Consider the following 24,605-nt stretch of genomic DNA (forward strand, 5'->3'; position numbering starts at 1 on the left):
ACATGGAATATTCTTTCCACGTGCGGACAGCGGAAATGGCCGTACCCGCATCCTGATGTGCATTAAGTGCATAGGCGTTCGCACGACTGTGTTGGCTATCAGAAACGGGGTATCTCGTGTCTAAATCTCTTGACAGCTTCAATTGTCGCTCCACCCTCACCGTCAACGGTAAGGACTACGTCTATTACAGCCTTCCGAAGGCTGAGGCGAATGGCCTGGCTGGCGTATCGAAGCTTCCCTATTCGATGAAGGTCCTGCTCGAAAACCTGCTGCGCTTCGAAGACGGCCAGTCGGTTACGAAGGAGCACATCCAGGCTGTTGCCGAATGGCTCGTCAACAAGGGCTCGGTCGAAAACGAAATCGCATACCGCCCGGCTCGCGTGCTGATGCAGGACTTCACCGGCGTTCCGGCTGTCGTCGATCTGGCCGCAATGCGCGACGCGATGGTTTCGCTCGGTGGCGACCCCGAGAAGATCAACCCGCTGGTTCCCGTCGATCTGGTCATCGACCACTCCGTCATCGTCGATGAATTCGGCACGCCGCAGGCCTTCGCCAAGAACGTCGAGCTGGAATACCAGCGCAACGGCGAGCGCTACCGCTTCCTGAAGTGGGGCCAGCAGGCATTCCAGAACTTCCGCGTCGTTCCTCCGGGCACCGGCATCTGTCACCAGGTCAACCTCGAATATCTCGGCCAGACCGTCTGGACGAAGGAAGAGGACGGCGAGACGATCGCTTATCCGGATACCTGCGTCGGCACCGACTCGCATACCACGATGATCAACGGTCTCGGCGTACTCGGCTGGGGCGTTGGCGGTATCGAGGCCGAAGCTGCCATGCTCGGCCAGCCGGTTTCCATGCTGCTGCCTGAAGTCATCGGCTTCAAGCTCACCGGCAAGCTCAAGGAAGGCGTCACCGCGACCGACCTCGTGCTCATGGTCGTTCAGATGCTGCGCAAGAAGGGCGTCGTTTCGAAGTTCGTCGAATTCTTCGGCTCGGGCCTCGACAACATGCCGCTCGCCGACCGCGCAACCATCGGCAACATGGGTCCGGAATACGGCGCGACCTGCGGCTTCTTCCCGGTCGATGGCGAAACCGTCAACTACCTCAACATGTCCGGCCGCACCAAGGACCGTATCGCGCTCGTCGAAGCCTATTCCAAGGCTCAGGGCATGTGGCGTGAAGGCGATGGTTCCGACCTCGTATTCACCGATACGCTCGAACTCGACCTCGGCGACGTCGTGCCTGCCATGGCCGGCCCGAAGCGTCCGGAAGGCCGTATCCCGCTCGAGAACATCGCTTCCGGCTTTGCCGGCTCGCTCGAAGGCGAATACAAGAAGCCCGGCCAGCTTTCGAACCGTTATGCGGTTGAAGGCACCGACTTCGATCTCGGCCATGGCGACGTTGCCATCGCTGCCATCACCTCCTGCACCAACACGTCCAACCCGTCGGTTCTGATCGCTGCCGGCCTTCTTGCCCGCAACGCCGTTGCCAAGGGCCTGAAGACCAAGCCGTGGGTCAAGACCTCGCTGGCTCCGGGATCGCAGGTCGTCGGCGAATACCTGGCAAAGTCCGGCCTGCAGGCCGATCTCGACAAGCTCGGCTTCAATCTCGTCGGCTTCGGCTGCACGACCTGCATCGGCAATTCCGGCCCGCTGCCGGCGCCGATCTCGAAGACGATCAACGACAAGGGGCTGATTGTCTCGGGCGTTCTCTCGGGCAACCGTAACTTCGAAGGCCGTATCTCGCCGGACGTTCAGGCGAATTACCTCGCCTCCCCGCCGCTCGTCGTCGCCTATGCGCTTGCCGGTACGGTCCAGAAGGACCTGACCAAGGAGCCGATCGGCGAAGACCAGAACGGCAATCCTGTCTACCTCAAGGACATCTGGCCGACCTCGCACGAAGTGCAGGAATTCATCCAGAAGTACGTCACGCGCGAACTCTATGAGTCCAAGTATGCCGACGTCTTCAAGGGCGATGAAAACTGGCAGGCCGTTCAGGTTCCTCCGGGCCAGACCTATGCTTGGGACGACCAGTCGACCTACGTTCAGAACCCGCCTTACTTCGTTGGCATGGGCAAGACCGGTAGCGGCATTTCCGATATCAAGGGCGCCCGCGTTCTCGGTCTCTTCGGCGACAAGATCACCACCGACCACATTTCCCCGGCCGGTTCGATCAAGGCGGCTTCGCCGGCTGGTGCATATCTCACCGGTCACGGCGTCGGCGTTGCCGACTTCAACCAGTACGGCACGCGCCGCGGCAACCATGAAGTCATGATGCGCGGCACCTTCGCCAACATCCGTATCCGCAACCACATGCTGGGCGCGAACGGCAAGGAAGGCGGCTTCACGATCCACTATCCGTCGAAGGAAGAGGAATCGATCTACGACGCGGCCATGCAGTACAAGGCCGAGGGCGTTCCGCTCGTCATCTTCGCCGGTGTCGAATACGGCAACGGCTCTTCGCGTGACTGGGCTGCAAAGGGTACCAACCTGCTCGGCGTCAAGGCTGTCGTCGCGCAGAGCTTCGAGCGTATTCACCGCTCGAACCTCGTCGGCATGGGCGTCATCCCCTTCGTCTTCGAAGAGGGCACGACCTGGCAGAGCCTCGGCCTGAAGGGCGACGAAATCGTTACCATCGAAGGTCTCGAGAACATCAAGCCGCGTGAGAAGAAGATTGCCAAGATCACCTACGGCGACGGCACCGTGAAGGAAGTTCCGCTTCTGTCGCGTGTCGACACGCTGGACGAGGTCATCTACCTCAACAACGGCGGCATCCTGCAGACGGTTCTGCGTGATCTCGCTGCTTAATTCTTAAGACAAGCGCATGATAATCGCCGCCGGAGAGCAATCTCCGGCGGTTTTTCTTTGCGGGACGGGGCTCACGGCGATGTGTTCCGGCTGCGATGGCGGGTGGGCCTGTCTCACCCGTTCGTTACTTCCCGTTTTGAGCCGGAAGGATTATCTCTACGGTCGTAATCGGGGCCTGCGGTATCGGTCCGCCGCATGTTCTGGAAAAGAGGTTGCAATGTCGCCGCGTTTTTTGATTTCGATGATTGCCGGTCTGGTGCTCGCGGCACCGCTTCATGCCGAAGACGGCAAGCCGAAGGGCGTCGTCGAACTCTTTACCTCCCAGGGCTGCGGCTCCTGTCCGCCGGCTGATGCGGCATTCCGCAAGATCGTCGGCCAAGGCGATGTCATCGCGCTAGCCTATCACGTCGATTACTGGAATTATCTCGGCTGGACCGACACGCTGAGCTCCAAGCAGAATACCGACCGGCAGTATGGCTATGCCCGCATGCTCGGCCGTAGCAACGTCTATACGCCGCAGGTGGTGGTCAATGGCCGCGACCATATGGCGGGATCCGACATCTCGGCGATCAACGGCAAGATCAACGGCTTCTCCACGGAGGGCAAGGGCCTCTCCGTGCCCGTCGATGCGCAGATGCGTGGCGACGAGCTGGAGATCAAGATTGGCGCAGGGCAGGGCAAGGCCAGCGTCGTCATGGTCTATTTCGACAAGGAAAAGACCATCGACGTCGAAAAGGGCGAGAATAGCGGCCAGAAGATTTCCTACATCAACAGCGTCAGCGACATCGAAACCGTGGGCATGTGGGACGGAAAGGCAACAAGCCTGACCTTACCTGCAACGGTGCTGCAGAAGGCCGACCTCGAGGGCTGTGCAATTCTGCTGCAGGCTGCTACGGCTGATGGTGACCCGGCCGCGATCCTGGGCGCAACCGTCATCATGGCGGGCAAGAATATCTGAGGGTTTCATCTGCTGTGGCAGATGGAAAACGGGGCGGCCCGGCTGATCGTATTCGGGGCTGGGGTTAAGGTCGATACGCTCAGCCGGGCCCTTTGGCGCGCTGGCGCCAAATCGGTGAGCGGAACTTCCCCTGCAAATGAGGCGCTGTTTTGACTGAATTGCGGCGCTCAGGAGATTGCATAGCATATGATTAATGTGATGACTGGCCGCACTTGCAATTTGGCGCGGCTCGGGCAAACTGTCACTCTCCTGTCACAAGCGGAGGCACAGGGAGACTGATGACAGATCAGCCGGATTTGCGGCATGGCGATCACCGTTCCGCCGACAATAGTTCCTCAGTCGTCGTCGATCTTAAAGAATACAAGCAGAGCAAGGATCCGTTGCCGGTGACGTTTCACCGGCGAGAGCTGGATGCAATCCTGTGGATTTACGGCCGCATGGTCGGCGAGGGCGAGTGGAAAGACTACGCCATCGACCACATGAAGGACAAGGCGGTGTTCTCCGTCTTCAAGCGCTCCGGCGAAATGCCCCTCTTCACCATCGAGAAAGATCCCAAGCTTGCCAACAAGCAGGGCGCCTATTCCGTGGTGAATACCAACGGCATGATCCTGAAGCGTGGCCACGAGCTGCCGCAGGTGTTGAAGGTTTTCGACAAGGTGCTGAAGCTCGTCGACAAATAGGCGCTCAGCCCTTGTAGAGGCTGCCTGGATAAGCAGAGAGATCCGGGTCTGTATCCTTGCCCTCGCCGAGCACACGCTGCATCAACATCGTGTCCAGCCAGCGGCCGTGCTTGTAGCCGGTGCCCTTCAGCAGGCCGGTTTCCTCGAAACCTGATGAACGATGCAGCGCGATCGAGGCTGGATGGGCGCCGCCGATGACGGCCACCATTTGCCGGAAGCCGAGCGCGGTGCAGCGTGATATCAGTTCGGCCAGCAGCGCCTTGCCGACGCCCTTTCCACGGGCGGCGGGGGCAAGATAGATCGAATCCTCGACCATCCATCTATAGGCCGGCCGCGTGCGGAACGCCGACGCATAGGCATAGCCCAGAAGCTCGCCGTTTTCGTCAACGGCGGCAATATAGGGGTAGCCCTGGCCGGTTATGGCGGAGAGGCGGGTTGCCATCTCCTGGCGCTCCGGCGGTGCTATCTCGTAGCTGGCGACGCCCGACAGTACGGATTCACGGTAGATCGCGGTGATGGCGTCGAGGTCGGAGGTGGAGATATCGCGGAGGTTAACGGTCATTCGGCGGCCGATGTCTGGAGTGTGGTTCAGGCTGAAAACCATTCGCCGCGAGATTTGGCAACAGGAAAAGCGAATGGGGTATCGGGGCCGGTGCATTCAGACTGATCATGCTTGCGGCCGTTGTTGCCGTCGTTCCGCTCTGGTTTTGGCACGGCGTAGGATGACATCGAGCCCGGCAGCAGAGCCAGCGAGTTGACCGAAGCCGCCGGAGCTTCTAGAGAACGGCATTCGCTGAACGGGCCCGTTGCCTCAGGCGGCACAGTCGCCGCATGCGTCAGCCATGGAGAAACGCCATTATCAAGATCCTGGTTTTGCTGCATGCCGCCGTCGGCATCGATTGCAGTCTCCTCCCGAGGGCACCAGCCTGAAGACCTTGAACGAGGCCGAGGAGAAGGGCTTTATCGAGATTCGCGGAGAATTCCAGAAGCGGCAATTCCGTCTGACGAAGCGCGGCTCCGACCATGTTGCGCTCGATCGGCGGCGTCTGGCGGCGCGCAAGCTCTGAGACAAAGGGCCGGCTTTCGTATGCCGGCTGCATGTCGATCGTCATGATGCGCCACGCGAAGCGCCGCATCCTCATTCCGCAAAATAAAACCGCCCGCAACATCTCTGCTGCAGGCGGCTTGTGTCTTTGATCCGGTCGAGGTTACCCTCGCCGGCACTCGTTCCGTGTTACTTGCGGTTACCCATGAACTGCAGAAGGAACATGAACAGGTTGATGAAGTCGAGGTAGAGCGTCAGAGCGCCCATGATCGCCTTGCGGCCCATGACCTCAGCACCGTCTGCTTCATAGTACAGTTCCTTGATGCGCTGGGTATCGTAGGCCGTAAGACCTGCGAAGATCAGGACGCCGATCACGGAGATCGCGAACTGGAGGGCAGAAGAGCCCAGGAAGATGTTCACGATCGACGCGATGATCAGGCCGAAGAGACCCATGATCAGGAACGAGCCCATGGCCGAGAGATCACGCTTGGTCGTGTAGCCGTAGAGCGACAGGGCGCCAAACGAAGCGGCTGTCACGAAGAAGGTCTGCGTGATGCTCGACTGCGTGTAGACCAAGAAGATCGACGAGAGCGACAGGCCGACCAGCGCGGCATAGACCCAGAAGGTCGTCTGCGCGGCGGCAACGCTCATGCGGTTAATCCGGAAGCTCAGGAAGAAGACCGCAGCCAACGGAGCAAGGATCACGACCCAGCGAAGCGGCGACTGGAAAAGCAGTACGCCGAACTGCGTCAGCTGATTGTCCTGGACCGCGAAATTGAAGCCGAGATAGGCCGCAACACCCGTGATCGCCAGACCCAGCGCCATCAGGTTGTAGACCTTGAGCATATAGGAGCGCAGCCCCTGGTCGATCATCTCGCCAGTCTGTGCCCGGCTTTGGTAGTTACGAAGGTCAGCCATTGTTTCCTCTATACAAGCTCCGATGTGAATACGGTGTCGGGCTTTACGACCCGGGCGCCGCTGCGGAGCTCCAGCATGCCTGCAGACAATATGAGGCTTTCGCCCCTAGCAAACAAGGCCCTTGCAACCAGCGGCGGGGTTAAATCGCCGTAAGGTGAAGCTATTTCGTCAAACGCTCATTCTAGAGCTCGCGCAGAACAGGTGCTGCCTTCTGGCCGAGAATGCGCCATGTGCCGATCAGGCCGATACCGACGGTCAGCACAAGTGCCGTCACCAGCGTCAGCCCGGCGACATCCGGCAGGAAGGCCGAGGGCAGCTTCATGATACGGCTGACGACGAACCAGGCGGCCGTTCCGCCGGCAAGCAGCGCGAAGATCGCGGTGGCGACACCGAGGATGAGATATTCGTAGCTGAAGGCGCGGATCAGCATGGAGCGGGTCGCGCCCAGCGTCTTCAAGACGACGGCATCATGCGTGCGTGCCCTGTTTCCGGCGGCAAGGGCGCCCGCGAGAACGAGGATCGAGGCGATCAGGGCGACGGAGGCTGCGGCGCGGATGGCGGTCGCAAGCTGGCCGACCAGCTCGTTGACGATATCGAGCGCGTCCTTCACGCGGACGCTGGTGATCGTCGGATAGGTGTTGGTGACGGTCTTCAGGAGCGCCGCTTCCTTGGCCGGCGTGGCAGAGGGATCGGTCAGTGTGGCGAGCCAGGCATGCGGGGCGCCGCGGAAGGTGTTGGGCGAGAAGACCATCACGAAGTTGATCGACAGCGACTCCCATTCGACCTTGCGCAGGTTGGCGATGCGCGCGGTGATGTTGCGGCCCAGCACGTTGACGGTGACGGTATCGCCGATCTTGAGGCCGAGCTCTCCCGCCTCTTCGGCGGAGAAGGAGACTTGCGGTTCGCCGCTGTAATCCTTCGGCCACCAGCTGCCTTCGGTCAGCGAGGCATTTTCCGGCATGTTTTCAGAATAGGTGATGCCGCGGTCGCCGCGCAGCACCCATTGGCCGGCGGGCGGCACCTTGCGCTTGGTGACATCCTCGCCGTTGAAGGCAAGGATCCGGCCGCGGAGCATCGGCACTTCGACGAGCTTGCCTTCCGGCGCCTGCTCTCTGACGAGACTGCGGAAGTCTTCGACCTGGGCGCTCTGGATGTCGACGAAGAAGAAGTTCGGCGCTCCTTCGGCCATCCGTCCGGTCAGCTGCTGGCGCAGATTGCCGTCGATCAGCGTCAGGGTCACCAAGAGAGCGAGGCCAAGGCCGAGCGAGAGGACGACCGAGGGGGTCAGGGCGCCGGGGCGGTGGATATTGCCGATTGCGAGGCGCAGCGCCGGGGAATTGACGCGCGGACTGCGCTTCGCAAGCCAGGCGATGACAGCCGCGACGACGCGCAGAATGACGAAGGCGAAGATGATGGCGCCGACGAAGACGACGGCGATGAAGCGGTCATAGGCGGTGACGATCGCCAGGCCCGCAAGCGCGGCCATGAAGAGGGCGGCGAGCAGGATATAGGGCCAGGAGGGGAGCTTGCGGGCTTCGAAGCCTTGCTCGCGGAAGAGCGCCGTTGCCGGAACCTCGCGGGCATGGCCGAGCGGCAGGATGGCGAAGGCGAGCGTCGTCAGGATGCCGAAGAGCGTGGCGAGCAGCAGTGCGCCCGGATAGAGCGCCGGCTCGGTGGAGACCGGCAGGAACTGCGCCAGGAACTGCGCGGCGATGACGGGCGATATGGCGCCCAGTATGAGGCCGATCAGGATGCCCGCGAAGGCGATGATGGCGATCTGGAAGAGATAGATCAGCACGACGACCGAGGCCGGGGCGCCCAGGCATTTGAACGTGGCGATTGTCGTACGCTTGGAATCGAGGAAGGTACGCACCGCATTGGCAACGCCGACGCCGCCGACGATCAGCGCGGTCAGACCGACCAGCGTCAGGAACTGCGAGAAGCGGGTGATGTTTTCGGTGAGCGAGGGGGCTGCACGGTCGCTGGTGCGGATCGACCAGCCGGCCGAGGGAAACTCCTTGGCGGCGCGATCGCGGACGGTGCCGATTTCTCCGGGATCATCGAGCTTGATCTTGTAGGCATGCTCGACAAGGCTGCCGGTCTGGATCAGGCCGGATGCCTGCAGCGCCTCGCGGCTGACGATCAGGCGCGGGGCAAAGCCGAAGCCTTCGGAGAGCGCATCTGGCTCGGTTTTGACGGTGCCTGTTATGTTGAGCGTCGCATTGCCGAGGAGGATTTCGTCGCCGATCGATAGCCCGAGACGTTCCAGCAGCAACGGGGCGGCGACGGCGCCGTAGGTGCCGCTCTGGGTGGAGAGCAGCGCGGCAAGCGGATAGTCCGGTTCGGACTGGAAGGTGCCGTAGAGCGGATAGGCATCATCGACGGCCTTGACCTCGACCAGCGCCTGATCGGAGCCATCGGGCTTGCGGGCCATCGAGCGCAGGCCCGTAGAGGTCGAGACCTTGCCGAAGCCGCGCAGGAAATTCATCTCGTCCTGCGTCGCCTCACGATTGTTCAGTTCGAAGCGCACGTCGCCGGCCAGCAGTTCCTGTCCCTGCGAGGCGATCGTATCTGTGATCGAGGTCGAGACCGAATTGACGGCGGCGATGGCGCCGGTTCCGAGCGCGATACAGGCGAGGAATATGTAGAAGCCTCTGAGGCCGCCGCGCAGTTCGCGAAGGGCAAGGCGGAAGGCGAGCGAAACGCGCGGGGTGATCAGCGTCATGCGATGGCTGCCGCAGACTGGCGGACCGCGCTGTCGCCTTCGATCTTGCCGGAGCGCACGCGGATCTGCCGCGAGCAGCGGTTCGCGAGCGCATTGTCGTGGGTGACGAGCAGCAGCGTCATGCCGCGCTCGGTCTGTTTGGAGAACAGCAGATCGGCGATCTGGCGGCCGGTATCGGTGTCGAGATTGCCGGTCGGTTCGTCGGCGATCAGCAGGGCAGGCGAGGGGGCGAGAGCGCGGGCAATGGCGACACGCTGCTGCTCGCCGCCGGAGAGCTGGCCCGGATAGTGGTTGAGGCGTTCGCCGAGGCCGACGGAGCGGAGCTCGCGCTGGGCGATCTCGAAGGGGTTCGGGACATTGGCGAGCTCGAGGGGAACGGCGACGTTTTCGAGTGCCGTCATGTTGGCGATCAGGTGAAAGGATTGGAAGACGATGCCGATATTGCGGCCGCGGAAGTCGGCGACCTGATCCTCGCTCATCGCATGGAGCGGCGTTTCGTTGATGTGGATCTCACCGCTATCGAGCCTTTCAAGACCAGCCAGCACCATCAGCAGCGTCGACTTGCCGGATCCGGAGGGACCGACGATGCCGACCGATTCGCCGGCGGCGATCGTCAGGTCGATGCCCTTCAGCACATGCACGGATGCGGCGGCATTGCCCAAGGTCAAATCCGCGTGCTTCAGCTCGATGATGGTTTTTGCCAAAGAAAATAGCCCTATATAAATCTCAAAGACTTCGACAATTTAGGGAAAGCGGAATGAGATTTAAAGTTGGCCTGCTTCACATCGCTGTCATTGCAGGCTCCCTGCTCGCAAGTTCCATGGCTCAGGCCGCGACGCTCAATCTCGTCGGCTTCGGCGACAGTCTGATGGCGGGCTACCAGCTGCCACCCGGCGACGGCTTTCCGGAAAAGCTGCAGGCGGCGCTGAAGGCCAAGGGTGAAGACGTTGCGATCACCAATGCTGGGGTCTCCGGCGACACGTCGACGGGTGGTCTGGCGCGAATCGACTGGTCGGTTCCCGACGGCACGAATGGTGTGATTCTCGAACTCGGCGCCAATGATGCACTGCGGGGAATTCCACCCGAAGAAACCGAGAAGAATCTCGACGCCATGATTATCCGGCTAAAGGAGCGGGGCATTCCGGTGCTGCTTGCCGGTATGATGGCGCCGCCGAACATGGGTGCGGATTATGCCGCGCGGTTCAATCCGATCTACGAGAAACTGGCGCAAAAACATCAGGTTCCGCTCTACGCCTTCTTTCTCGACGGCGTCGTCATGGATGCCAGCCTGAAGCTGGAGGACGGCATGCACCCCAATTCGAAGGGTGTAGATGTCATGGTCCAGAAGATGGAGCCGGCTGTCACAAATTTCATCCGGACGATTTCTACTGTGAAGAAATAGGGGCTTGCGCGGCTCACCAATGCGTGATTCCGTGTTAGCACCTGCAAAAGATTCGGGGAGTGCTCGTTATGCCGAGACTATTTACCGCCCTCGAAATTCCGCGCAATGCGGCGATGAGCCTCTCTTTGCTGCGCGGTGGTCTTCCCGGTGCCAGATGGATCGATGTGGAGAATTACCACATCACGCTTCGCTTCATAGGCGATGTCGATGGCCGCACGGCAGACGAGATCGTCGACCGGCTCGATCGGATCGACAGGCCCGAATTCCAGATCAGGCTTGATGGCATCGGGGCCTTTGGCTCCAAGAAGCCGCATTCGGTCTGGGCCGGCGTGACGCAGTCGCCCGAGATGTATGCGCTGCAGGCTGAGATCGAACGGATCTGCCAGCGCATCGGCCTGCCGCCGGATCCCCGCAAGTTTACCCCGCATGTCACGCTCGCCCGCCTCAAGTCGTCGCGGGTAGACGATGTGGTGCACTACCTCTCGGGCCGCGGCAATTTCCAGACTTCGGCTTTCACTGTACCCCGCTTCGTACTTCTGTCGTCGCGGGAATCGGTCGGCGGCGGTCCTTACCTGACCGAGGAAGTGTTCCCCCTCCACGAAGCGCTTTCGGCGCCGAGCATGCCCGCGAGCTTCATGCAGCCGGTGTGAAGCCTGGCATAGACCGCTTCGAAGCCTTCCGGGCCGCCGTAATAGGGGTCCGGAATGTCTTCGCCGGTGCCGAGCGCGATGTCTCCGAACAGGTGGATGTTTCCGGCATCCGGCGCCTTGCGCCTCAGCTCCGCCATGTTGCTGCGATCCATTGCGACAATCAGGTCGAATGCTGCAAAATCCGACGAGCGGATGCGGCGCGCACTCTGGCCGGTAATGTCGATGCCATGGCTTTTCGCCGTTGCGATCGAGCGAGGGTCGGGCTGATCGCCTTCATGCCAGCCGCCGATGCCGGCTGAATCGATCGAGACGATTTCGGCAAGCCCGCTTTCGGCCGCGACATGGCGAAAGATACCTTCCGCAAGTGGCGACCGGCAGATATTGCCCATGCAAACAAACAGGATGCTGACGCGTTTCATGAAAAGCCTGTTCTGAAAAACGATGGGAGAACCATGACATGAAGATGGAGAAACTGGAACGCCGGGCGATCGACGCGCAGCTTGCTGGTCTGAGCGGCTGGGCGCTTGCCGATGACGGACAATCGATCTCGAAGACTTTCAAGTTCGCGAGTTTCGTCGAGGCTTTCGGCTTCATGACGAAGGCGGCGCTGACGGCGGAGAAGCTCAACCACCATCCGGAATGGTTCAATGTCTATTCCAAGGTGGAGGTGAAACTGAACACGCATGATGCGGGCGGACTTACCGAGCTCGACTTCAAGCTCGCGAAGGCGATGGACAAGGCGGCGGGTTTGAACACGAACAATTGAATCGGCGTGTTCAATCCCCATATCAGCGCATGCCTTTTGAGGAGATCGGAATGGACGACGTCAAATACGGTGAGATCCTGCTGCCCGGCGATGAGGAAACCCAGAGCCGCCGGGAGAAAACCGTGCGCAAGAAGTTCTGGCCAACCTTCAAGCGTGCCGTCCGGCAGATCCCGTTCTCGCGCGACGTCGTTGCCGCCTTCTACTGCGCGCTCGATCCGCAGACGCCGACGCGCGTGCGCGGCATCCTGCTTGCCGCGCTCGCCTATTTCGTCCTGCCGTTCGACCTGATCCCCGATGTCTTCGCGGTCATTGGCTTTTCCGACGACGTCGCCGTGTTGTCGGCGGCCTTTGCCATGGTCAGCGGCCATATGAAGCCGAAGCATTACGAGGCGGCTGATCGGGCGCTTGCGGACCAGCCCGAGGGCATGAAGACGATCTAGGCCGGTCGCTCCTAGGCCGTCTGCGCCTCCAGAACCTTCTTGAGCTTGCCGAAGGCGAGCCTGATGCGCGACTTCACCGTGCCGAGCGGAAGTCCTGTGGCTTCGGCGATCTCCGAATGCGACTGCCCCAGGAAGAAGGCTGCCTTCAGCATTTCGCGCTGTTCCTCCGGCAATTGGCTGACGGCGGCGCGTACATGCGCATCGCGGTCATCGTTGGCGACGGCTTCGTCGGCGCCGATCTCGGCGGGCGGCTGCAGCGTCGGATCGTCCTCGTCGAGGACTCGCGCACGGGCGCGGCGCTGCAGATCGATGCGGCGGTTTCTGGCGATGCGGAAGAGCCAGGTCGAGAGCGACGAGCGCGCGGGATCATAGAGATCGGCCTTGTGCCAGAGCACGATCATCACTTCCTGAACCAGCTCTTCGGCTTCGGTTGCAGGCATGCGTTGACGTAGCAGCCAGGATTTCAGCCTCGGCGCGAAATAATCGAACAGGACGGAGAAGGCCTGCTGATCGCGCCGTTCTGCGACTGCTTTTGCGAGGGCAGCGAAACGCTGTTTTTCCTCAGCATCCATGTCCGGTTACGGGCCCCCTGGCTCAGGCAATTCTTCGACGGATTTCCAATACCTTAATGAGGTACAACGGATTTTCGAAAGGTCAAACTCTTGCCTGAATCTTTATGTCTTAAATTGCCCTCGAAGGGATGACGCGCCGTCATCAATGCAAGGACATCACACAGGCATCCGCACCAAGCCGAACGTTGACACTCGGGCCTAAATGACACAGGTGGAGACATATCACGGTCTCCGTTGACGCTTTGGTAACCTGAATTAAGTCAAAATAAAGCAGATCGTGACGAAAGCGCAGCCCGCTCGAACGGGCGCTGAATCGCAAGAACCGGCAGGAAATCAATGTTTGTAAAAAGTATCGCACCCGCTCTCGCTCTCGTTCTCATCACGGCCGGAGTCGCAGGAGCACAGCAGGGCGGAGCTTCGGCGCCGACCCGCATCCAGCAGTTCCAGGCTTGGGGCGCTTATTCCTACAAGCAGGGTAACAGCACCGTTTGCTACGTCTTGTCCGTTCCGACGACGAAGCAGCCGGCGAGCGTCGATCACGGCGACAACTTCTTCATCGTGTCGCAGCGCCCGGGCCAGAACATCTCCTACGAGCCGCAGGCGATGATGGGCTACACGGTCAAGGAAAACTCCAAGATCAACGTTGTCATCGACAACAAGACCTTCGTCATGTTCACCAAAGACAAGGCTGGCTGGGTCGAGAATGCCGCTCAGGAGCCGGCGCTGGTCGCCGCCATGAAGGGCGGACACTCGATGACGGTGACCGCCGTTTCGCGCAAGGGCACCGGTACCTCCTACGCCTATTCGCTGTCGGGCATCTCGGCAGCGCTGAAGCAGATCGAAAGCTGCAAGTAAGCTTCTCCGCTTCATCATGGAATTCAAAGGCCGGCCTTGCGCCGGCCTTTGCCGTTTCCATCTATAGTGACGTGCGGGGAAAATGATGATAAAGCCCGGCGCAACAGCGGAACGAATGCGGCCTTGATCGCAGCTCCGCATTCAACTTTCTGCGAACTGCCGATGCCGCCCGCCAAGTCTTCCGGCTTTCCGGGACGCGTCCAGTTTTGATTTCGGGATCGAAGAACTATGTCCGTCATGGATGCTATGGCCGTTACCAAGCCGCAGGCGCCGCGCGCTCCGATCGGCGATGAAAAGCCCTCGCTGATCGGCCTTTCGCGCGAGCAGATGGCCGAGGCGCTGCGCGAAAAGGGCGTGCCGGAAAAGCAGATCAAGATGCGCGTCAGCCAGTTGTGGAACTGGATCTATGTGCGCGGCGTCTCCGATTTCGATCACATGGCGAATATCTCCAAGGATATGCGCGAGACGCTGAAGCAGCATTTCACCATCGCGCGTCCGGAGATCGTCGAAGAACAGGTTTCCAACGACGGCACCCGCAAGTGGCTGCTGCGCTTTCCGCCGCGCGGTGCTGGCCGCCCCGTCGAGATCGAAGCCGTCTATATTCCCGAAGAGGGCCGCGGCACGCTCTGCATTTCCAGCCAGGTCGGCTGCACCCTCACCTGTTCCTTCTGTCACACCGGCACGCAGCGCCTGGTGCGCAACCTGACGGCAGAAGAGATCCTGTCGCAGCTGCTACTGGCGCGCGACCGGCTGGGCGATTTCCCGGACCGCGAGGCGCCGCAGGGCACGATCATGCCGGCCGAGGGCCGCAAGGTCTCCAACATCGTGATGATGGGCATGGGCGAGCCGCTCTACAATTTCGATAGCGTCAAGCAGGCACTGCTGATCGCTACCGATGGCGACGGCCTGTCGCTCTCGAAGCGCCGCGTCACGCTGTCCACATCCGGCGTCGTGCCTGAGATCTTCCGCACCGGCGACGAGATCGGCGTGATGCTGGCGATCTCGCTGCACGCGGTGCGCGACGACCTGCGCGACATCCTCGTGCCGATCAACAAGAAGTATCCGCTGAAGGAACTGATCGACGCCTGCCGGAAATATCCGGGTCTGTCGAATGCCCGCCGCATCACCTTCGAATATGTGATGCTGAAGGACGTCAACGACAGCCTGGAAGATGCCAAGGGGCTGATCCAGCTTCTGAAGGGCGTGCCGGCGAAGATCAACCTGATTCCGTTCAACCCCTGGCCGGGCACGAACTACCAGTGTTCCGACTGGGCGCAGATCGAGAAATTCGCCGACTTCATCAATTCGGCCGGCTATGCCTCGCCGATCCGCACGCCGCGCGGCCGCGACATTCTCGCCGCCTGCGGTCAGCTGAAGTCCGAATCCGAGCGTATGCGCAAGACCGAGCGTCTCGCCTTCGAGGCGATGATGATCGCCAATCACGGCGCGGACGACTGATCAGCAAGTTTGATCCTTGTAACAGTTCTTTGCGATTGATCGGGCGCTTCTCTTTTTCTAGAAGCGCCTTGATCATTTGATGGAGGACAAATATGCGTTCGATCTTGCTCGCCGTTGCGGCGACCCTCGCCCTTAACCTGCCTGCCAAGGCTGCAGACGTGACTGTTGCCGTGACGGCGATCGTCGAACATCCGGCGCTCGATGCCGTGCGCAAGGGCGTTCAGGACACGCTGGCGGCTGCCGGCTACAAGGAAGGCGAGAACCTCAAGTTCCTCTTCGAATCCGCGCAGGGCAACCCGGCGACCGCCGCGCAGATCGCCCGCCAGTTCGCTGGTGAAGATCCGAGCGTCATCGTTCCGATCTCCACGCCGTCGGCTCAGGCCGTGGTTTCCGCGACGCGCGACATTCCCGTCGTCTTCACCGCCGTTTCCGATCCGCTCGGCGCGCAGCTCGTCAAGAACATGGACAAGCCCGGCGGCAACGTCACCGGCCTCTCGGACATGTCGCCGGTTGCCGAGCATATCGCGCTCATCAAGGAAATCCTGCCGAACGTGAAGTCGATCGGCTATCTCTACAATTCGGGCGAAGCCAACTCCGTTTCGCTGCTCGCCGTCCTGAAGACGGAAGCAGCGAAGGCCGGTCTGACGGTTGTCGAGTCGGCTGCGACCAAGTCTGCCGAAGTTCAGGGTGCCGCCCGCGCGCTCGTCGGCCGTGCCGACGTCATCTACGTGCCGACCGACAACACGATCATCTCGGCTCTCGAAGGCGCGGTTGCCGTTGCCGAGGAAGCGAAGCTGCCGCTGTTCACCGCCGACACGGATTCCGTCAATCGCGGTTCGATCGCGGCTCTAGGCTTCAACTACTACGACGTCGGCAAGCAGACCGGCGATATCGTCGTTCGCATCCTGAAGGGTGAGAACCCCGGCGATATCGCGGTGAAGGTTGCTGCCGGCAGCGACCTCGTCGTCAACAAGAAGGCTGCGGAAAAGATGGGCGTGACGCTGCCGGAAAGCGTGCTGAAGCGCGCCAACCGCGTCGTCGAATAACGCTTATTCCACGCATCTGATATTGCGTTAAGCCGCCCCTGTTTCTAAACGGGGGCGGTTTGATATTTTAAGACCCGAGGAAACACGGGCACAAAGAAAGGCGGGGGCCTTGAGTCAGATTGCATTTTGGGGAGCCGTGGAGCTCGGGCTGGTCTATGCCTTCGTCGCTCTCGGCGTCTATCTCGCGTTCCGCGTTCTCGATTTCCCGGACCTGACGGTCGACGGTTCCTTTCCGCTCGGCGCTGCCGTCACGGCCGTGCTGATCACCGCCGGCGTCAATCCCTGGCTTGCCGCACTGGTCGCGATGATTGCGGGTTCGGCCGCCGGCATGGTGACGGCGCTGCTCAACGTCCGTTTCAAGATCCTCAATCTGCTCGCCTCGATCCTGACGATGATCGCGCTGTTCTCGGTCAACCTGCGCGTCATGGGCAAGCCGAATGTCGCGCTGATCAACGCCGATACGATGATCAGCCCGTTCTTCGGCCATGGACTTCGCGATTTCTACGTCCGGCCGCTCTTCGTCGGCGTGCTTGTCATTGTCGCCGTCATCGTCGTCTGGCGCTTCCTTGAGAGCGATGCGGGACTGGCAATGCGCGCGACGGGCGCCAATGCCCGCATGGCCCGCGCCCAGGGTGTCGATACCAATCGGCAGATCTACCTCGGCATGGCGATTTCCAATGCGCTTGTCGCCTTTGGCGGTGCGCTTTTTGCGCAGACCAACGGCTTCGCTGATGTCACCTCCGGTGTCGGCACCATCGTTGTCGGCCTTGCGGCCGTCATCATCGGCGAGACGCTGCTCGGACGGCGCGGTCTGCTGATCGCGCTGATCGGCTGCGTGCTCGGCTCGATCCTCTACCGCATCGCCATCCAGCTGGCGTTGTCGACCGATTTCATCGGCCTGCAGGCTTCCGATCTCAATTTCGTGACGGCGGTTCTCGTGACCTTCGCGCTCATCCTCCCCCGTCTTCGCCGCGGAGGAGCCGCATCGTGATCAGCGTCAAGGATGTAAAGGTCGTCTTCGGGAAGGGGACGCCGCTTGAAAAGAAGGCACTCAACGGCGTCAGCCTGACGATCGAGCAGGGTTCGTTCGTCACCGTCATCGGCTCCAACGGCGCCGGCAAATCGACGCTGCTTGGCGTGCTTGCCGGCGATGTGCTGGCCAGCGAAGGCAAGGTCACGATCGGCACCACCGATGTGACGCGCAAGCAGACGGCGGCGCGCGCCGGTCTCGTTGCCCGCGTCTTCCAGGATCCGCTGACTGGCAGCTGCGGCTCGCTTTCGATCGAAGAGAACCTCGCGCTTGCCGCCCGTCGCGGTGAACGCCGCGGTCTCGTTGCAGCACTTGGTCCGCGCCGCCGCGAACATTTTCGGGAGCGCATAAGCGAGCTCAATCTCGGGCTCGAGAACCGCATGGCCGACCGTATGGACCTGCTTTCGGGCGGCCAGCGGCAGGCGGTCTCGCTCGTCATGGCGACGCTTGCCGGTTCCGAGGTGCTCTTGCTCGACGAGCATACGGCAGCGCTCGACCCCGGCATGGCGGAATTCGTCATGGGGCTGACCGACAAGATCGTCTCCGAGCGCAAGCTGACGACGCTGATGGTGACGCATTCGATGCGCCAGGCGCTCGACTACGGCCATCGCACGATCATGCTGCATGGCGGCGAGATCGTGCTGGATGTCAGCGGCGACAGCCGCAAGGATCTCCAGGTCGAGGATCTGATCGCGATGTTCCGCAAGATGCGCGGCCAGACGCTCGACGATGATGCGCTGCTGATCGGCTGATCGCGGCGTCAGCGTCTTCCGAGAAATATTTCTGCGGCGATGTCGATCCGCTTGCATCGCGTTCGTTATCCGTCACCATCGCAATGGAGCGATGGAGATCTGAGGAGACGGACGATGAAATATATGGCGCTGATCTACATGGACCCGAGCACGCGCACGCCACCGGATTCTCCGGAATTCGGCAAGATGATGAGCGGCTATGCGACGGCGACCGAGACCTACAAGAGCGATGGCATCTGGGTTGCCGGCGATGCGCTGCAGCCGGTAACGACCGCGACCACCGTCAGGGTGCGCAACGGGAGGACCGAGACCATGGACGGCCCCTTCGCCGACACCAAGGAGCAGCTCGGCGGCTTCTACATCTTCGACTGCGACAATCTCGATGACGCCATCAAATATGCGGCGATGATCCCGCATGCGGCGATGGGCTGCGTCGAGGTGCGGCCGATCATGGTCTTCGACCGCTGATGAGCGAGGTTCCGGCCGCCGCTCCGATTGCCGAAGCGATCGACAGGATCGCCCGGCGCGACGGTGGCCGTCTCCTCTCCAGTCTGGTGGGGTCGCTGCGGGATTTCCAGCTGGCAGAGGACAGCCTGCAGGATGCGCTGGAATCGGCGCTCATCCACTGGAACCGGAACGGCCTGCCGGCCTCGCCGAATGCCTGGCTGGTGCAGGTGGCCCGCCGCAAGGCGATTGACCGGCTGCGGCGCTCGGCCAACTTCCGGCAGAAGTCGGCGGAGATCGCGCATCTGATTGAGCTTGAAAACACATCCTCTGTGGCGGATGAGACGGATCCGATCGGCGACGAGCGGCTGAAGCTGATCTTTGCCTGCTGCCACCCGGCGATCGACCGGAAGACCTGCGTGGCGCTGACCTTGCGTTCCGTTTGCGGACTGAAGACCGAGGAGATCGCCGATGCCTTTCTCGACCGGCATGATGCGATGGCGCAGCGGCTGGTGCGCGCCCGCGACAAGATCGCCAAGGCGGGCATAGCCTATGAGGTCCCGGGACCGGATGGCTGGGCGGCGCGGCTCGAAAGCGTGCTCGCCGTTGTCTATCTGATCTTCAATGAGGGCTATGCCTCCGGCAGCGGCAGTCATATTCGCGCCGATCTCTGCGACGAGGCGATCCGCCTCGGGCGGCTGCTGACGGCGCTGCGGCCGGATGAGCCGGAGATCGAGGGGCTGCTGTCGCTGATGCTCCTGCACCATGCCCGGCGTGCGGCGCGGATCGGTGAGGGTGGCGGGATACTCACGCTCGAAATGCAGGATCGCAGCTTGTGGGATCGCGCGGTCATAGACGAGGGTGTTGCGTTGATCGAGCGGGCGCTCAAGCGGGGCTGTCCGGGACCCTATCAGCTGCAGGCGGCGGTTATCGCCGTGCATGCGGAGGCGCGGAGTTTCGCAGACACGGATTGGCGGCAGATCGCCCTGCTCTATGGTGAGCTGGCCCACACCGCCGATAACCCGGTCTATGAACTGAACAGGATCGTCGCGCTTTCCTATCTTGAGGGGGCGGGTGCCGCGCTCGCCCGTCTTAAGCCGATCGCCATGGCGCTGGCGCAATATCAGCCCTTCCATGCCGTACAGGCGGATCTTTTAGCGCGCGATGGCCAGATCGACCAAGCGAGGCTTGCTTATGCGAGGGCCATCGAGCTCTCGCAGTCGGATGCAGAAAAGCTGTTCCTGAAACAGCGGCTGAGCGAGATCGCCTAGCGGCCCTGCGTCATGAAGATCTTCACGGCGAAGATCGAGAATACGCCGGCGAAAGTATAGTCCATGCCGCGCAGCACCTTCCTGTTGTTCTGCAGCCAGCTTGCCAGCCCGTCGGATGCGAGTACGACGAGCGCGTTCACCGGCATGCCGATCAGGATGAAGAAGAAGCCGAGGAATAGCAGCTTGTGGGTGACCGCGGGGTCGCCGGCGGTGACGAACTGCGGCAGGAAGGTCATGAAGAAGATGATGACCTTCGGGTTCAGCAGGTTCACCCAGAAGCCGCTGGAGATGTTGGAGAGCGGTGTGCCCTTGGCTTCATCGACCTTGCCGACGGTCAGCTTCGAGCCGAAACGGATCGCTTGGACGGCAAGCCAGAGAAGATAGGCGGCGCCACCGGTCTTGAGGATGAGGAAGGCGGTGGGCGAAGCGGTGATCAGCGCCGAGATGCCGAAGGCGACGAGCATGGTGTGGACGACAATGCCGAGGCTGGTGCCGAGGACGACGTAGAGCGCCGGCTTCTTGCCCTGCGACAGCGCGCGGCTGATCGAGAGCGTCATGTCAGGCCCCGGCGTTGCCGCCAGAAGCAGGCTCGCAGCGGAAAAGGCAAGAAGCGTCGGCAGGGTCGGAAGGAAGTCCATGGCACACTCTGAAAGCCGGAAAGGGAATTGCCTTTCTCTTACCCGGCTTTCAGGAAATTACCAATCAAACCTTCTGATGCGGCCGATCGCTTCGGCTTACTTGCCTTCAAGATAGGCCTTGAACTTGTCGGCATAATCCTTGTGCCAACGCGACAGCGGCGGGCGGTTTTCGATGATATCGCCGATCGCCCAGGCCATGCGCCGCTCGTCGACGGGGCGGGCAACATCGTTGTCGGGGCAGAGGATGTAGAAGTCGCCCTTCGCAAGGCTCTCGACCATGAAATCGACCGTCTGTTCCGGCGTCCAGGCCGCAGCCGGCTTTTCGGCGCGGTCGCCCTTGGTGAGGCCGGTGAAGACGAAGCCGGGGATCAGGAGGTGGGCCGAGATCTGCGAGCCTTCGGTGTTGCGCAGCTCATGTTCGAGGGCTTCAGTGAAGACCTTCACGGCGGCTTTCGAGACGTTATAGGCCGGATTGCCGGGCGGCGTGGTGATGCCCTGCTTGGAGCCGGTGTTGATAATCAGCCCGGGTTCGCCATGCTTGACCATGGCAGCGCCGAAAGCGCGGGTACCGTTGATCACGCCCATCATGTTGACGCCCAGGATGTTGTCCCAGCCGGCGTCGGCGCTGAAGATCGAGGTTTCCGGCCCGATGCCGGCATTGTTCATCAGAACGTGGACACGGCCGAAGCGCTGGATGACAGCACGCTCCAAGGCTTTAAGAGCCGCCTTGTCGGAAACGTCGGTCTCCGAGGCAAGCACATGTTCCTCACCGGCGATGGCTTCAAGCTCGGCACGCGCCTTGGCCAGTTTCTCCTGGCCGAGATCGGCGATCACGACGCTCATGCCCGCCTTGGCAAAATGCTTTGCGGCCGCCAGCCCGATACCGGAGGCGCCGCCGGTGATGACGGCAACGTTGGATGGTTTGATAATATTGGTGAGATCGGTCACGGCTCTGGCCTTTCGCCCGGGATTGTTCGCTCGCAGCCAGATATGGTAATCTCGGAACTCAAGTCAAACCCGCAGGAGCCTGGCATGGGCAGGTTGGAAACCATCCGCATCGACGAACAGATGGAAGCGTTCATCGACGCGCAGGTGCGCGACGGCAACTATGGTTCCGTCGAGGAGGTTGTCGGTGCGGCTCTGCGGGTGCTGAGGCATCAGGCCGAGCTGGAGGCAATCGAGGCGGCCATTGCTGAAGCCGAGGAATCCGGCCCTCCGCGGCCGTTTGATTTTGATGCTTTTATAGAAGCGAAACGAGCGCGACGCGCTCAATGACGAAGGAACTCGTCTTCAGCGATCCTGCGATCCGCGACATTGACGAGATATACGACTACACCGAAGATAATTGGGGTTTCGAGCAGGCAGAATACTATGTCTTCGCGTTGAGAGAACAATGTGTTTCGTTAGCGAATGGGACGCGAAGCGGACGAGCGCTCAAGTCCAGGAAAGAGGGCTACAAAGCGCTGACATTCAGGTCGCATTTCATCATCTACACCGAAAGCCTCGATGAACTTACTATCGTGCGCGTCCTGCACCGCCGCATGAACATCTCAAACCACCTCTAGTGACCGGGCTTCTTGGCCGCCTGCCCTTGCGTCGTGTGACAATCTCGCTAAAAGTGCCCGCGACAACGGGCTTTGCGGGTATGCCGCCGCCCATATGCAACGGACCTCATCATCATGGCATCTAAGAAAGACGTGAAGAAAGTCGTGCTTGCCTATTCGGGCGGCCTCGACACCTCGATCATCCTGAAGTGGCTGCAGACCGAGCTCGGCGCCGAAGTCGTGACCTTCACGGCCGATCTTGGCCAGGGCGAAGAGCTGGAGCCGGCGCGCAAGAAGGCCGAGATGCTCGGCATCAAGGAAATCTACATCGAGGACGTCCGCGAAGAATTCGTGAGAGACTTCGTCTTCCCGATGTTTCGCGCCAATGCCGTCTATGAAGGCGTCTATCTGCTCGGCACTTCGATCGCCCGTCCGCTGATCTCCAAGCATCTGATCGACATCGCCCGCAAGACCGGCGCCGATGCGATCGCCCATGGCGCCACCGGCAAGGGCAATGACCAGGTTCGTTTCGAACTCTCGGCCTATGCCCTGAACCCCGATATCAAGATCATCGCTCCGTGGCGCGACTGGAATTTCAAGAGCCGTACGGATCTGCTGGCCTTCGCTGAACAGCACCAGATCCCGGTTGCCAAGGACAAGAAGGGCGAAGCGCCGTTCTCGGTCGACGCCAATCTGCTGCACTCGTCGTCCGAGGGCAAGGTTCTGGAAGATCCGGCTCAGGAAGCGCCTGAATATGTGCACATGCGCACGATCTCGCCGGAAGCCGCTCCTGACAAGGCAACCGTCATCAAGGTCGGCTTCAAGAAGGGCGATGCCGTCTCGATCAACGGCGTTGCGATGTCGCCTGCGACCCTGCTCGCCGCGCTCAACAACTATGGCCGTGACAACGGCATCGGCCGTCTCGACCTCGTCGAAAACCGCTATGTCGGCATGAAGTCGCGCGGCGTCTATGAAACCCCCGGCGGCACGATCCTGCTGGCGGCACACCGCGCGATCGAGTCGATCACGCTCGACCGCGGCGCTGCGCATCTCAAGGACGAGATCATGCCGCGCTATGCCGAGCTGATCTATTACGGCTTCTGGTTCTCGCCGGAGCGCGAAATGCTGCAGGCCCTGATCGACAAGAGCCAGGAGCATGTCGAGGGCGAAGTGACGCTGAAGCTCTACAAGGGCAATGTCATGGTCATCGGCCGCGAGAGCGACAAGTCGCTCTATTCCGACAAGCTGGTCACCTTCGAGGACGACCAGGGCGCCTACGACCAGAAGGACGCGGCCGGCTTCATCAAGCTCAACGCGCTGCGTCTGCGCACGCTCGGCAAGCGCAATTTGAAGGGCTGATTGCAGCTCTACCGCTTTTCGAAAGGCCCGCCTTGTGCGGGCCTTTTTCGTTGGCGCGCCAGGCCCTTGACGGCATTGCGCTTTGGCATAGTCTGCGCACACCATCCGCGGAGCATTTCATGACGCAGTCGCTACTTCTCGGCGCCTTTCTGGCAGCCCTCTTCTATGTGCTCATTCCCGGTCCCGCGTTTCTGCAGCTGCTCGGTATCGGTGCCGGGCAGGGACGCAAGGCAGGCGCGTTTTTCCTGATGGGCCATCTGGTCGGCGACACGATCTGGTCTGCCCTGGCGCTGATCGCTATTGTCGGCGCGAAGATCATCGGCACCTTCGTTTTCGATCTTCTCGGCCTGCTCTGTGGCTTCTATCTCGCCTGGATCGGCTGGAGCGCCGTCAGTGCCAAGCCCAAGGCCGACGGTCAGGCGCTTGTCGTGGTCGAGCGTCCGTTCCGGCGCGGCCTGATTTTTGGCGTCACCAACCCAAAGGGTTATCCGGTCGCGCTGGCGACGTTCACCGCGCTTGTCGCGGGTTCGTCTGGCGCGCTGGATTTCGCCGCCCTGCCGCTGATGCTCTGTGTGTCCTTCGTCGGCTTTGTCACTGCCGACATCATCTTGGTGACGATCATCGGCGCCGGTGCCGTGCGACGGTTCTATCGCGCCCATGAGCGTCTGATCGTCCGTTGCTCGGGCGTGCTGTTCATGGGTTTTGCGGTGCAGGCCCTGTGGCATGCGACGCCTGGCCTGCTCGGCTGGCGGAAGGCCTGATCAATCAGCTTCCGATGAAATCGACGATCGACTGCAGCGTCTTCGCGCCATTGGAATCGCCGAGCGATTTCGCGATCTGCAGCTGATTGTCGTAATAGTCGCGGAAATTGAAAGCGGTGCCGTCGGTGATGCCTGTCAGATCCAGAATATTGCCCTGTGCATCGATAGCGTGCATCGGCAAGGGCTCGGAGATGGCCGCGTAGGTCTGCTGATCGAGCGCGCCCGAATCGTAGCTCTGGCGCGCATAGCTGCGCAATTCACCCGGGCTGACCGATGTGAAGTCAGGGCTATCTGCAGGTTTGTCGTCCTCCAGCCTGAAGCCGGTTTGTGCAGACGTACCAGTATCGAATTCAATATCAGAGGTCTTCGAAGACTTTGCGTTATTATCGCTGTTTTTAAAAAGCAAACTCTGAGAAGACCGCATAGAAAATATTTCCATGACCCATGTCCCCTTACGAAAAGAGTAAGAGGAAACTAGCCTTTG

Annotated in this window: 28 protein-coding genes and 1 pseudogene; 19 read left to right on the forward strand and 10 right to left on the reverse strand. The window is 61.1% G+C overall.

The window, feature by feature from the left end; translation table 11 throughout:
- Positions 1-116: 116 nt before the first annotated feature.
- From acnA to ACQZ5H_RS20900, 3 genes are all read left to right on the forward strand, one after another.
- On the forward strand, positions 117-2,807 hold the full coding sequence (gene acnA / locus ACQZ5H_RS20890) for an aconitate hydratase AcnA (protein ID WP_112718389.1): 2,691 nt from the start codon (positions 117-119) through the stop codon (positions 2,805-2,807).
- Between the two features lie 217 nt (positions 2,808-3,024).
- The gene (locus ACQZ5H_RS20895) at positions 3,025-3,765 is read left to right on the forward strand and encodes a DUF1223 domain-containing protein (RefSeq protein ID WP_112718391.1); all 741 of its coding nucleotides are present in this window, start codon (positions 3,025-3,027) and stop codon (positions 3,763-3,765) included.
- A gap of 278 nt (positions 3,766-4,043) precedes the next feature.
- Positions 4,044-4,445, forward strand: coding sequence for a DUF2794 domain-containing protein (locus ACQZ5H_RS20900; RefSeq protein ID WP_203427765.1), 402 nt, complete (start codon positions 4,044-4,046; stop codon positions 4,443-4,445).
- Between the two features lie 4 nt (positions 4,446-4,449).
- Here the strand turns inward: ACQZ5H_RS20900 and ACQZ5H_RS20905 are convergent, their stop codons facing one another.
- Positions 4,450-5,007: a GNAT family N-acetyltransferase gene (locus ACQZ5H_RS20905; RefSeq protein WP_112718503.1), complete on the reverse strand. Its 558-nt coding sequence runs from the start codon at positions 5,005-5,007 to the stop codon at positions 4,450-4,452.
- A 26-nt stretch (positions 5,008-5,033) separates the two neighbouring features.
- A complete protein-coding gene (locus tag ACQZ5H_RS20910) occupies positions 5,034-5,327 on the reverse strand; it encodes a hypothetical protein (protein WP_449098977.1) in 294 nt (97 codons plus the stop codon).
- On the opposite strand from ACQZ5H_RS20910, the pseudogene ACQZ5H_RS20915 reads away from it, so the two are divergent.
- Positions 5,277-5,512 (forward strand): annotated as a pseudogene (locus tag ACQZ5H_RS20915) (hypothetical protein). The gene ACQZ5H_RS20910 and the pseudogene ACQZ5H_RS20915 sit on opposite strands and share 51 nt — an antisense overlap.
- 167 nt (positions 5,513-5,679) lie before the next feature.
- Here ACQZ5H_RS20915 and ACQZ5H_RS20920 read toward each other — a convergent pair.
- The 3 genes from ACQZ5H_RS20920 to ACQZ5H_RS20930 form a co-directional block, all read right to left on the reverse strand.
- Positions 5,680-6,408 carry a Bax inhibitor-1/YccA family protein gene (locus ACQZ5H_RS20920; protein ID WP_112718395.1) on the reverse strand — a complete coding sequence of 243 codons (729 nt, stop codon included), beginning with the start codon at positions 6,406-6,408 and terminating at the stop codon, positions 5,680-5,682.
- Positions 6,409-6,589: 181 nt separating this feature from the next.
- Positions 6,590-9,133 (reverse strand): ABC transporter permease, encoded by a 2,544-nt coding sequence (locus ACQZ5H_RS20925; protein WP_449098942.1) that lies wholly within the window; start codon positions 9,131-9,133, stop codon positions 6,590-6,592.
- Positions 9,130-9,837 (reverse strand): ABC transporter ATP-binding protein, encoded by a 708-nt coding sequence (locus tag ACQZ5H_RS20930; RefSeq protein ID WP_112718399.1) that lies wholly within the window; start codon positions 9,835-9,837, stop codon positions 9,130-9,132. Before ACQZ5H_RS20930 ends, ACQZ5H_RS20925 begins: the two co-directional genes overlap by 4 nt.
- Positions 9,838-9,890: 53 nt before the next feature.
- On the opposite strand from ACQZ5H_RS20930, the gene ACQZ5H_RS20935 reads away from it, so the two are divergent.
- Positions 9,891-10,535 carry an arylesterase gene (locus ACQZ5H_RS20935; RefSeq protein ID WP_449098943.1) on the forward strand — a complete coding sequence of 215 codons (645 nt, stop codon included), beginning with the start codon at positions 9,891-9,893 and terminating at the stop codon, positions 10,533-10,535.
- A 68-nt stretch (positions 10,536-10,603) separates the two neighbouring features.
- A complete protein-coding gene (gene thpR, locus ACQZ5H_RS20940; RefSeq protein WP_148194744.1) occupies positions 10,604-11,185 on the forward strand; it encodes an RNA 2',3'-cyclic phosphodiesterase in 582 nt (193 codons plus the stop codon).
- Here thpR and ACQZ5H_RS20945 read toward each other — a convergent pair.
- On the reverse strand, positions 11,104-11,604 hold the full coding sequence (locus ACQZ5H_RS20945) for a low molecular weight protein-tyrosine-phosphatase (protein WP_449098944.1): 501 nt from the start codon (positions 11,602-11,604) through the stop codon (positions 11,104-11,106). The two genes, thpR and ACQZ5H_RS20945, sit on opposite strands and share 82 nt — an antisense overlap.
- Positions 11,605-11,642: 38 nt before the next feature.
- On the opposite strand from ACQZ5H_RS20945, the gene ACQZ5H_RS20950 reads away from it, so the two are divergent.
- Both ACQZ5H_RS20950 and ACQZ5H_RS20955 read left to right on the forward strand, forming a co-directional pair.
- Positions 11,643-11,951 carry a 4a-hydroxytetrahydrobiopterin dehydratase gene (locus tag ACQZ5H_RS20950; protein ID WP_449098945.1) on the forward strand — a complete coding sequence of 103 codons (309 nt, stop codon included), beginning with the start codon at positions 11,643-11,645 and terminating at the stop codon, positions 11,949-11,951.
- Between the two features lie 50 nt (positions 11,952-12,001).
- Positions 12,002-12,391, forward strand: coding sequence for a YkvA family protein (locus tag ACQZ5H_RS20955; protein WP_413710472.1), 390 nt, complete (start codon positions 12,002-12,004; stop codon positions 12,389-12,391).
- An 11-nt stretch (positions 12,392-12,402) separates the two neighbouring features.
- On the opposite strand, the gene ACQZ5H_RS20960 is transcribed toward ACQZ5H_RS20955, so the two are convergent.
- Positions 12,403-12,963 carry a sigma-70 family RNA polymerase sigma factor gene (locus ACQZ5H_RS20960; RefSeq protein ID WP_112718411.1) on the reverse strand — a complete coding sequence of 187 codons (561 nt, stop codon included), beginning with the start codon at positions 12,961-12,963 and terminating at the stop codon, positions 12,403-12,405.
- A 336-nt stretch (positions 12,964-13,299) separates the two neighbouring features.
- On the opposite strand from ACQZ5H_RS20960, the gene ACQZ5H_RS20965 reads away from it, so the two are divergent.
- From ACQZ5H_RS20965 to ACQZ5H_RS20995, 7 genes are all read left to right on the forward strand, one after another.
- The gene (locus ACQZ5H_RS20965; protein ID WP_112385816.1) at positions 13,300-13,818 is read left to right on the forward strand and encodes an invasion associated locus B family protein; all 519 of its coding nucleotides are present in this window, start codon (positions 13,300-13,302) and stop codon (positions 13,816-13,818) included.
- A gap of 228 nt (positions 13,819-14,046) precedes the next feature.
- A complete protein-coding gene (gene rlmN / locus ACQZ5H_RS20970) occupies positions 14,047-15,276 on the forward strand; it encodes a 23S rRNA (adenine(2503)-C(2))-methyltransferase RlmN (RefSeq protein WP_449098946.1) in 1,230 nt (409 codons plus the stop codon).
- A gap of 92 nt (positions 15,277-15,368) precedes the next feature.
- Complete coding sequence (locus ACQZ5H_RS20975) at positions 15,369-16,322, forward strand: ABC transporter substrate-binding protein (protein WP_449098947.1); 954 nt, start codon at positions 15,369-15,371, stop codon at positions 16,320-16,322.
- A 109-nt stretch (positions 16,323-16,431) separates the two neighbouring features.
- Complete coding sequence (locus ACQZ5H_RS20980) at positions 16,432-17,313, forward strand: ABC transporter permease (RefSeq protein WP_449098948.1); 882 nt, start codon at positions 16,432-16,434, stop codon at positions 17,311-17,313.
- The gene (locus ACQZ5H_RS20985) at positions 17,310-18,104 is read left to right on the forward strand and encodes an ABC transporter ATP-binding protein (protein ID WP_449098949.1); all 795 of its coding nucleotides are present in this window, start codon (positions 17,310-17,312) and stop codon (positions 18,102-18,104) included. Before ACQZ5H_RS20980 ends, ACQZ5H_RS20985 begins: the two co-directional genes overlap by 4 nt.
- Before the next feature lie 114 nt (positions 18,105-18,218).
- Positions 18,219-18,572: a YciI family protein gene (locus tag ACQZ5H_RS20990; RefSeq protein WP_203427772.1), complete on the forward strand. Its 354-nt coding sequence runs from the start codon at positions 18,219-18,221 to the stop codon at positions 18,570-18,572.
- On the forward strand, positions 18,572-19,819 hold the full coding sequence (locus tag ACQZ5H_RS20995; RefSeq protein WP_449098950.1) for an RNA polymerase sigma factor: 1,248 nt from the start codon (positions 18,572-18,574) through the stop codon (positions 19,817-19,819). Before ACQZ5H_RS20990 ends, ACQZ5H_RS20995 begins: the two co-directional genes overlap by 1 nt.
- Here the strand turns inward: ACQZ5H_RS20995 and ACQZ5H_RS21000 are convergent.
- Positions 19,816-20,457: a LysE family translocator gene (locus ACQZ5H_RS21000; RefSeq protein ID WP_199627889.1), complete on the reverse strand. Its 642-nt coding sequence runs from the start codon at positions 20,455-20,457 to the stop codon at positions 19,816-19,818. The genes ACQZ5H_RS20995 and ACQZ5H_RS21000 overlap by 4 nt on opposite strands.
- Positions 20,458-20,553: 96 nt before the next feature.
- Positions 20,554-21,405 carry an SDR family NAD(P)-dependent oxidoreductase gene (locus ACQZ5H_RS21005; protein ID WP_449098951.1) on the reverse strand — a complete coding sequence of 284 codons (852 nt, stop codon included), beginning with the start codon at positions 21,403-21,405 and terminating at the stop codon, positions 20,554-20,556.
- Positions 21,406-21,489: 84 nt separating this feature from the next.
- Between ACQZ5H_RS21005 and ACQZ5H_RS21010 the strand changes: the two genes are divergently transcribed.
- The 4 genes from ACQZ5H_RS21010 (at position 21,490) to ACQZ5H_RS21025 (ending at position 24,121) form a co-directional block, all read left to right on the forward strand.
- Positions 21,490-21,732, forward strand: a complete 243-nt coding sequence (locus ACQZ5H_RS21010) for a type II toxin-antitoxin system ParD family antitoxin (RefSeq protein ID WP_449098952.1) — start codon at positions 21,490-21,492, stop codon at positions 21,730-21,732.
- Positions 21,729-22,022: a type II toxin-antitoxin system RelE/ParE family toxin gene (locus ACQZ5H_RS21015; RefSeq protein WP_449098953.1), complete on the forward strand. Its 294-nt coding sequence runs from the start codon at positions 21,729-21,731 to the stop codon at positions 22,020-22,022. Before ACQZ5H_RS21010 ends, ACQZ5H_RS21015 begins: the two co-directional genes overlap by 4 nt.
- A 114-nt stretch (positions 22,023-22,136) precedes the next feature.
- Entirely contained in the window at positions 22,137-23,360 is a 1,224-nt protein-coding gene (locus tag ACQZ5H_RS21020) for an argininosuccinate synthase (RefSeq protein WP_199627885.1), read from the forward strand.
- 119 nt (positions 23,361-23,479) lie between these two features.
- Positions 23,480-24,121 (forward strand): LysE family translocator, encoded by a 642-nt coding sequence (locus ACQZ5H_RS21025; protein ID WP_112718431.1) that lies wholly within the window; start codon positions 23,480-23,482, stop codon positions 24,119-24,121.
- A gap of 4 nt (positions 24,122-24,125) precedes the next feature.
- Here ACQZ5H_RS21025 and ACQZ5H_RS21030 read toward each other — a convergent pair whose 3' ends face one another.
- The gene (locus ACQZ5H_RS21030) at positions 24,126-24,560 is read right to left on the reverse strand and encodes a hypothetical protein (RefSeq protein ID WP_449098954.1); all 435 of its coding nucleotides are present in this window, start codon (positions 24,558-24,560) and stop codon (positions 24,126-24,128) included.
- Positions 24,561-24,605 lie beyond the last annotated feature (45 nt).

The organism is Rhizobium sp. 21-4511-3d (assembly GCF_053522545.1).

Bases quoted from the DNA above. Each gene is read 5' to 3' on its own strand.
- ACQZ5H_RS20960 (WP_112718411.1), bottom strand. From the start codon at position 12,963: ATGGATGCTGAGGAAAAACAGCGTTTCGCTGCCCTCGCAAAAGCAGTC.
- ACQZ5H_RS20965 (WP_112385816.1), top strand. From the start codon at position 13,300: ATGTTTGTAAAAAGTATCGCACCCGCTCTCGCTCTCGTTCTCATCACG.
- ACQZ5H_RS20995 (WP_449098950.1), top strand. From the start codon at position 18,572: ATGAGCGAGGTTCCGGCCGCCGCTCCGATTGCCGAAGCGATCGACAGG.
- ACQZ5H_RS20990 (WP_203427772.1), top strand. From the start codon at position 18,219: ATGAAATATATGGCGCTGATCTACATGGACCCGAGCACGCGCACGCCA.
- ACQZ5H_RS20975 (WP_449098947.1), top strand. From the start codon at position 15,369: ATGCGTTCGATCTTGCTCGCCGTTGCGGCGACCCTCGCCCTTAACCTG.
- ACQZ5H_RS20935 (WP_449098943.1), top strand. From the start codon at position 9,891: ATGAGATTTAAAGTTGGCCTGCTTCACATCGCTGTCATTGCAGGCTCC.
- ACQZ5H_RS21025 (WP_112718431.1), top strand. From the start codon at position 23,480: ATGACGCAGTCGCTACTTCTCGGCGCCTTTCTGGCAGCCCTCTTCTAT.
- ACQZ5H_RS20900 (WP_203427765.1), top strand. From the start codon at position 4,044: ATGACAGATCAGCCGGATTTGCGGCATGGCGATCACCGTTCCGCCGAC.
- ACQZ5H_RS20925 (WP_449098942.1), bottom strand. From the start codon at position 9,133: ATGACGCTGATCACCCCGCGCGTTTCGCTCGCCTTCCGCCTTGCCCTT.
- ACQZ5H_RS21030 (WP_449098954.1), bottom strand. From the start codon at position 24,560: ATGGAAATATTTTCTATGCGGTCTTCTCAGAGTTTGCTTTTTAAAAAC.
- ACQZ5H_RS20955 (WP_413710472.1), top strand. From the start codon at position 12,002: ATGGACGACGTCAAATACGGTGAGATCCTGCTGCCCGGCGATGAGGAA.
- ACQZ5H_RS20895 (WP_112718391.1), top strand. From the start codon at position 3,025: ATGTCGCCGCGTTTTTTGATTTCGATGATTGCCGGTCTGGTGCTCGCG.
- ACQZ5H_RS21020 (WP_199627885.1), top strand. From the start codon at position 22,137: ATGGCATCTAAGAAAGACGTGAAGAAAGTCGTGCTTGCCTATTCGGGC.
- ACQZ5H_RS21010 (WP_449098952.1), top strand. From the start codon at position 21,490: ATGGGCAGGTTGGAAACCATCCGCATCGACGAACAGATGGAAGCGTTC.
- ACQZ5H_RS20945 (WP_449098944.1), bottom strand. From the start codon at position 11,604: ATGAAACGCGTCAGCATCCTGTTTGTTTGCATGGGCAATATCTGCCGG.
- ACQZ5H_RS20905 (WP_112718503.1), bottom strand. From the start codon at position 5,007: ATGACCGTTAACCTCCGCGATATCTCCACCTCCGACCTCGACGCCATC.
- ACQZ5H_RS21000 (WP_199627889.1), bottom strand. From the start codon at position 20,457: ATGGACTTCCTTCCGACCCTGCCGACGCTTCTTGCCTTTTCCGCTGCG.
- rlmN (WP_449098946.1), top strand. From the start codon at position 14,047: ATGTCCGTCATGGATGCTATGGCCGTTACCAAGCCGCAGGCGCCGCGC.
- ACQZ5H_RS20910 (WP_449098977.1), bottom strand. From the start codon at position 5,327: ATGCAGCAAAACCAGGATCTTGATAATGGCGTTTCTCCATGGCTGACG.
- ACQZ5H_RS21015 (WP_449098953.1), top strand. From the start codon at position 21,729: ATGACGAAGGAACTCGTCTTCAGCGATCCTGCGATCCGCGACATTGAC.
- ACQZ5H_RS20950 (WP_449098945.1), top strand. From the start codon at position 11,643: ATGAAGATGGAGAAACTGGAACGCCGGGCGATCGACGCGCAGCTTGCT.
- ACQZ5H_RS20920 (WP_112718395.1), bottom strand. From the start codon at position 6,408: ATGGCTGACCTTCGTAACTACCAAAGCCGGGCACAGACTGGCGAGATG.
- thpR (WP_148194744.1), top strand. From the start codon at position 10,604: ATGCCGAGACTATTTACCGCCCTCGAAATTCCGCGCAATGCGGCGATG.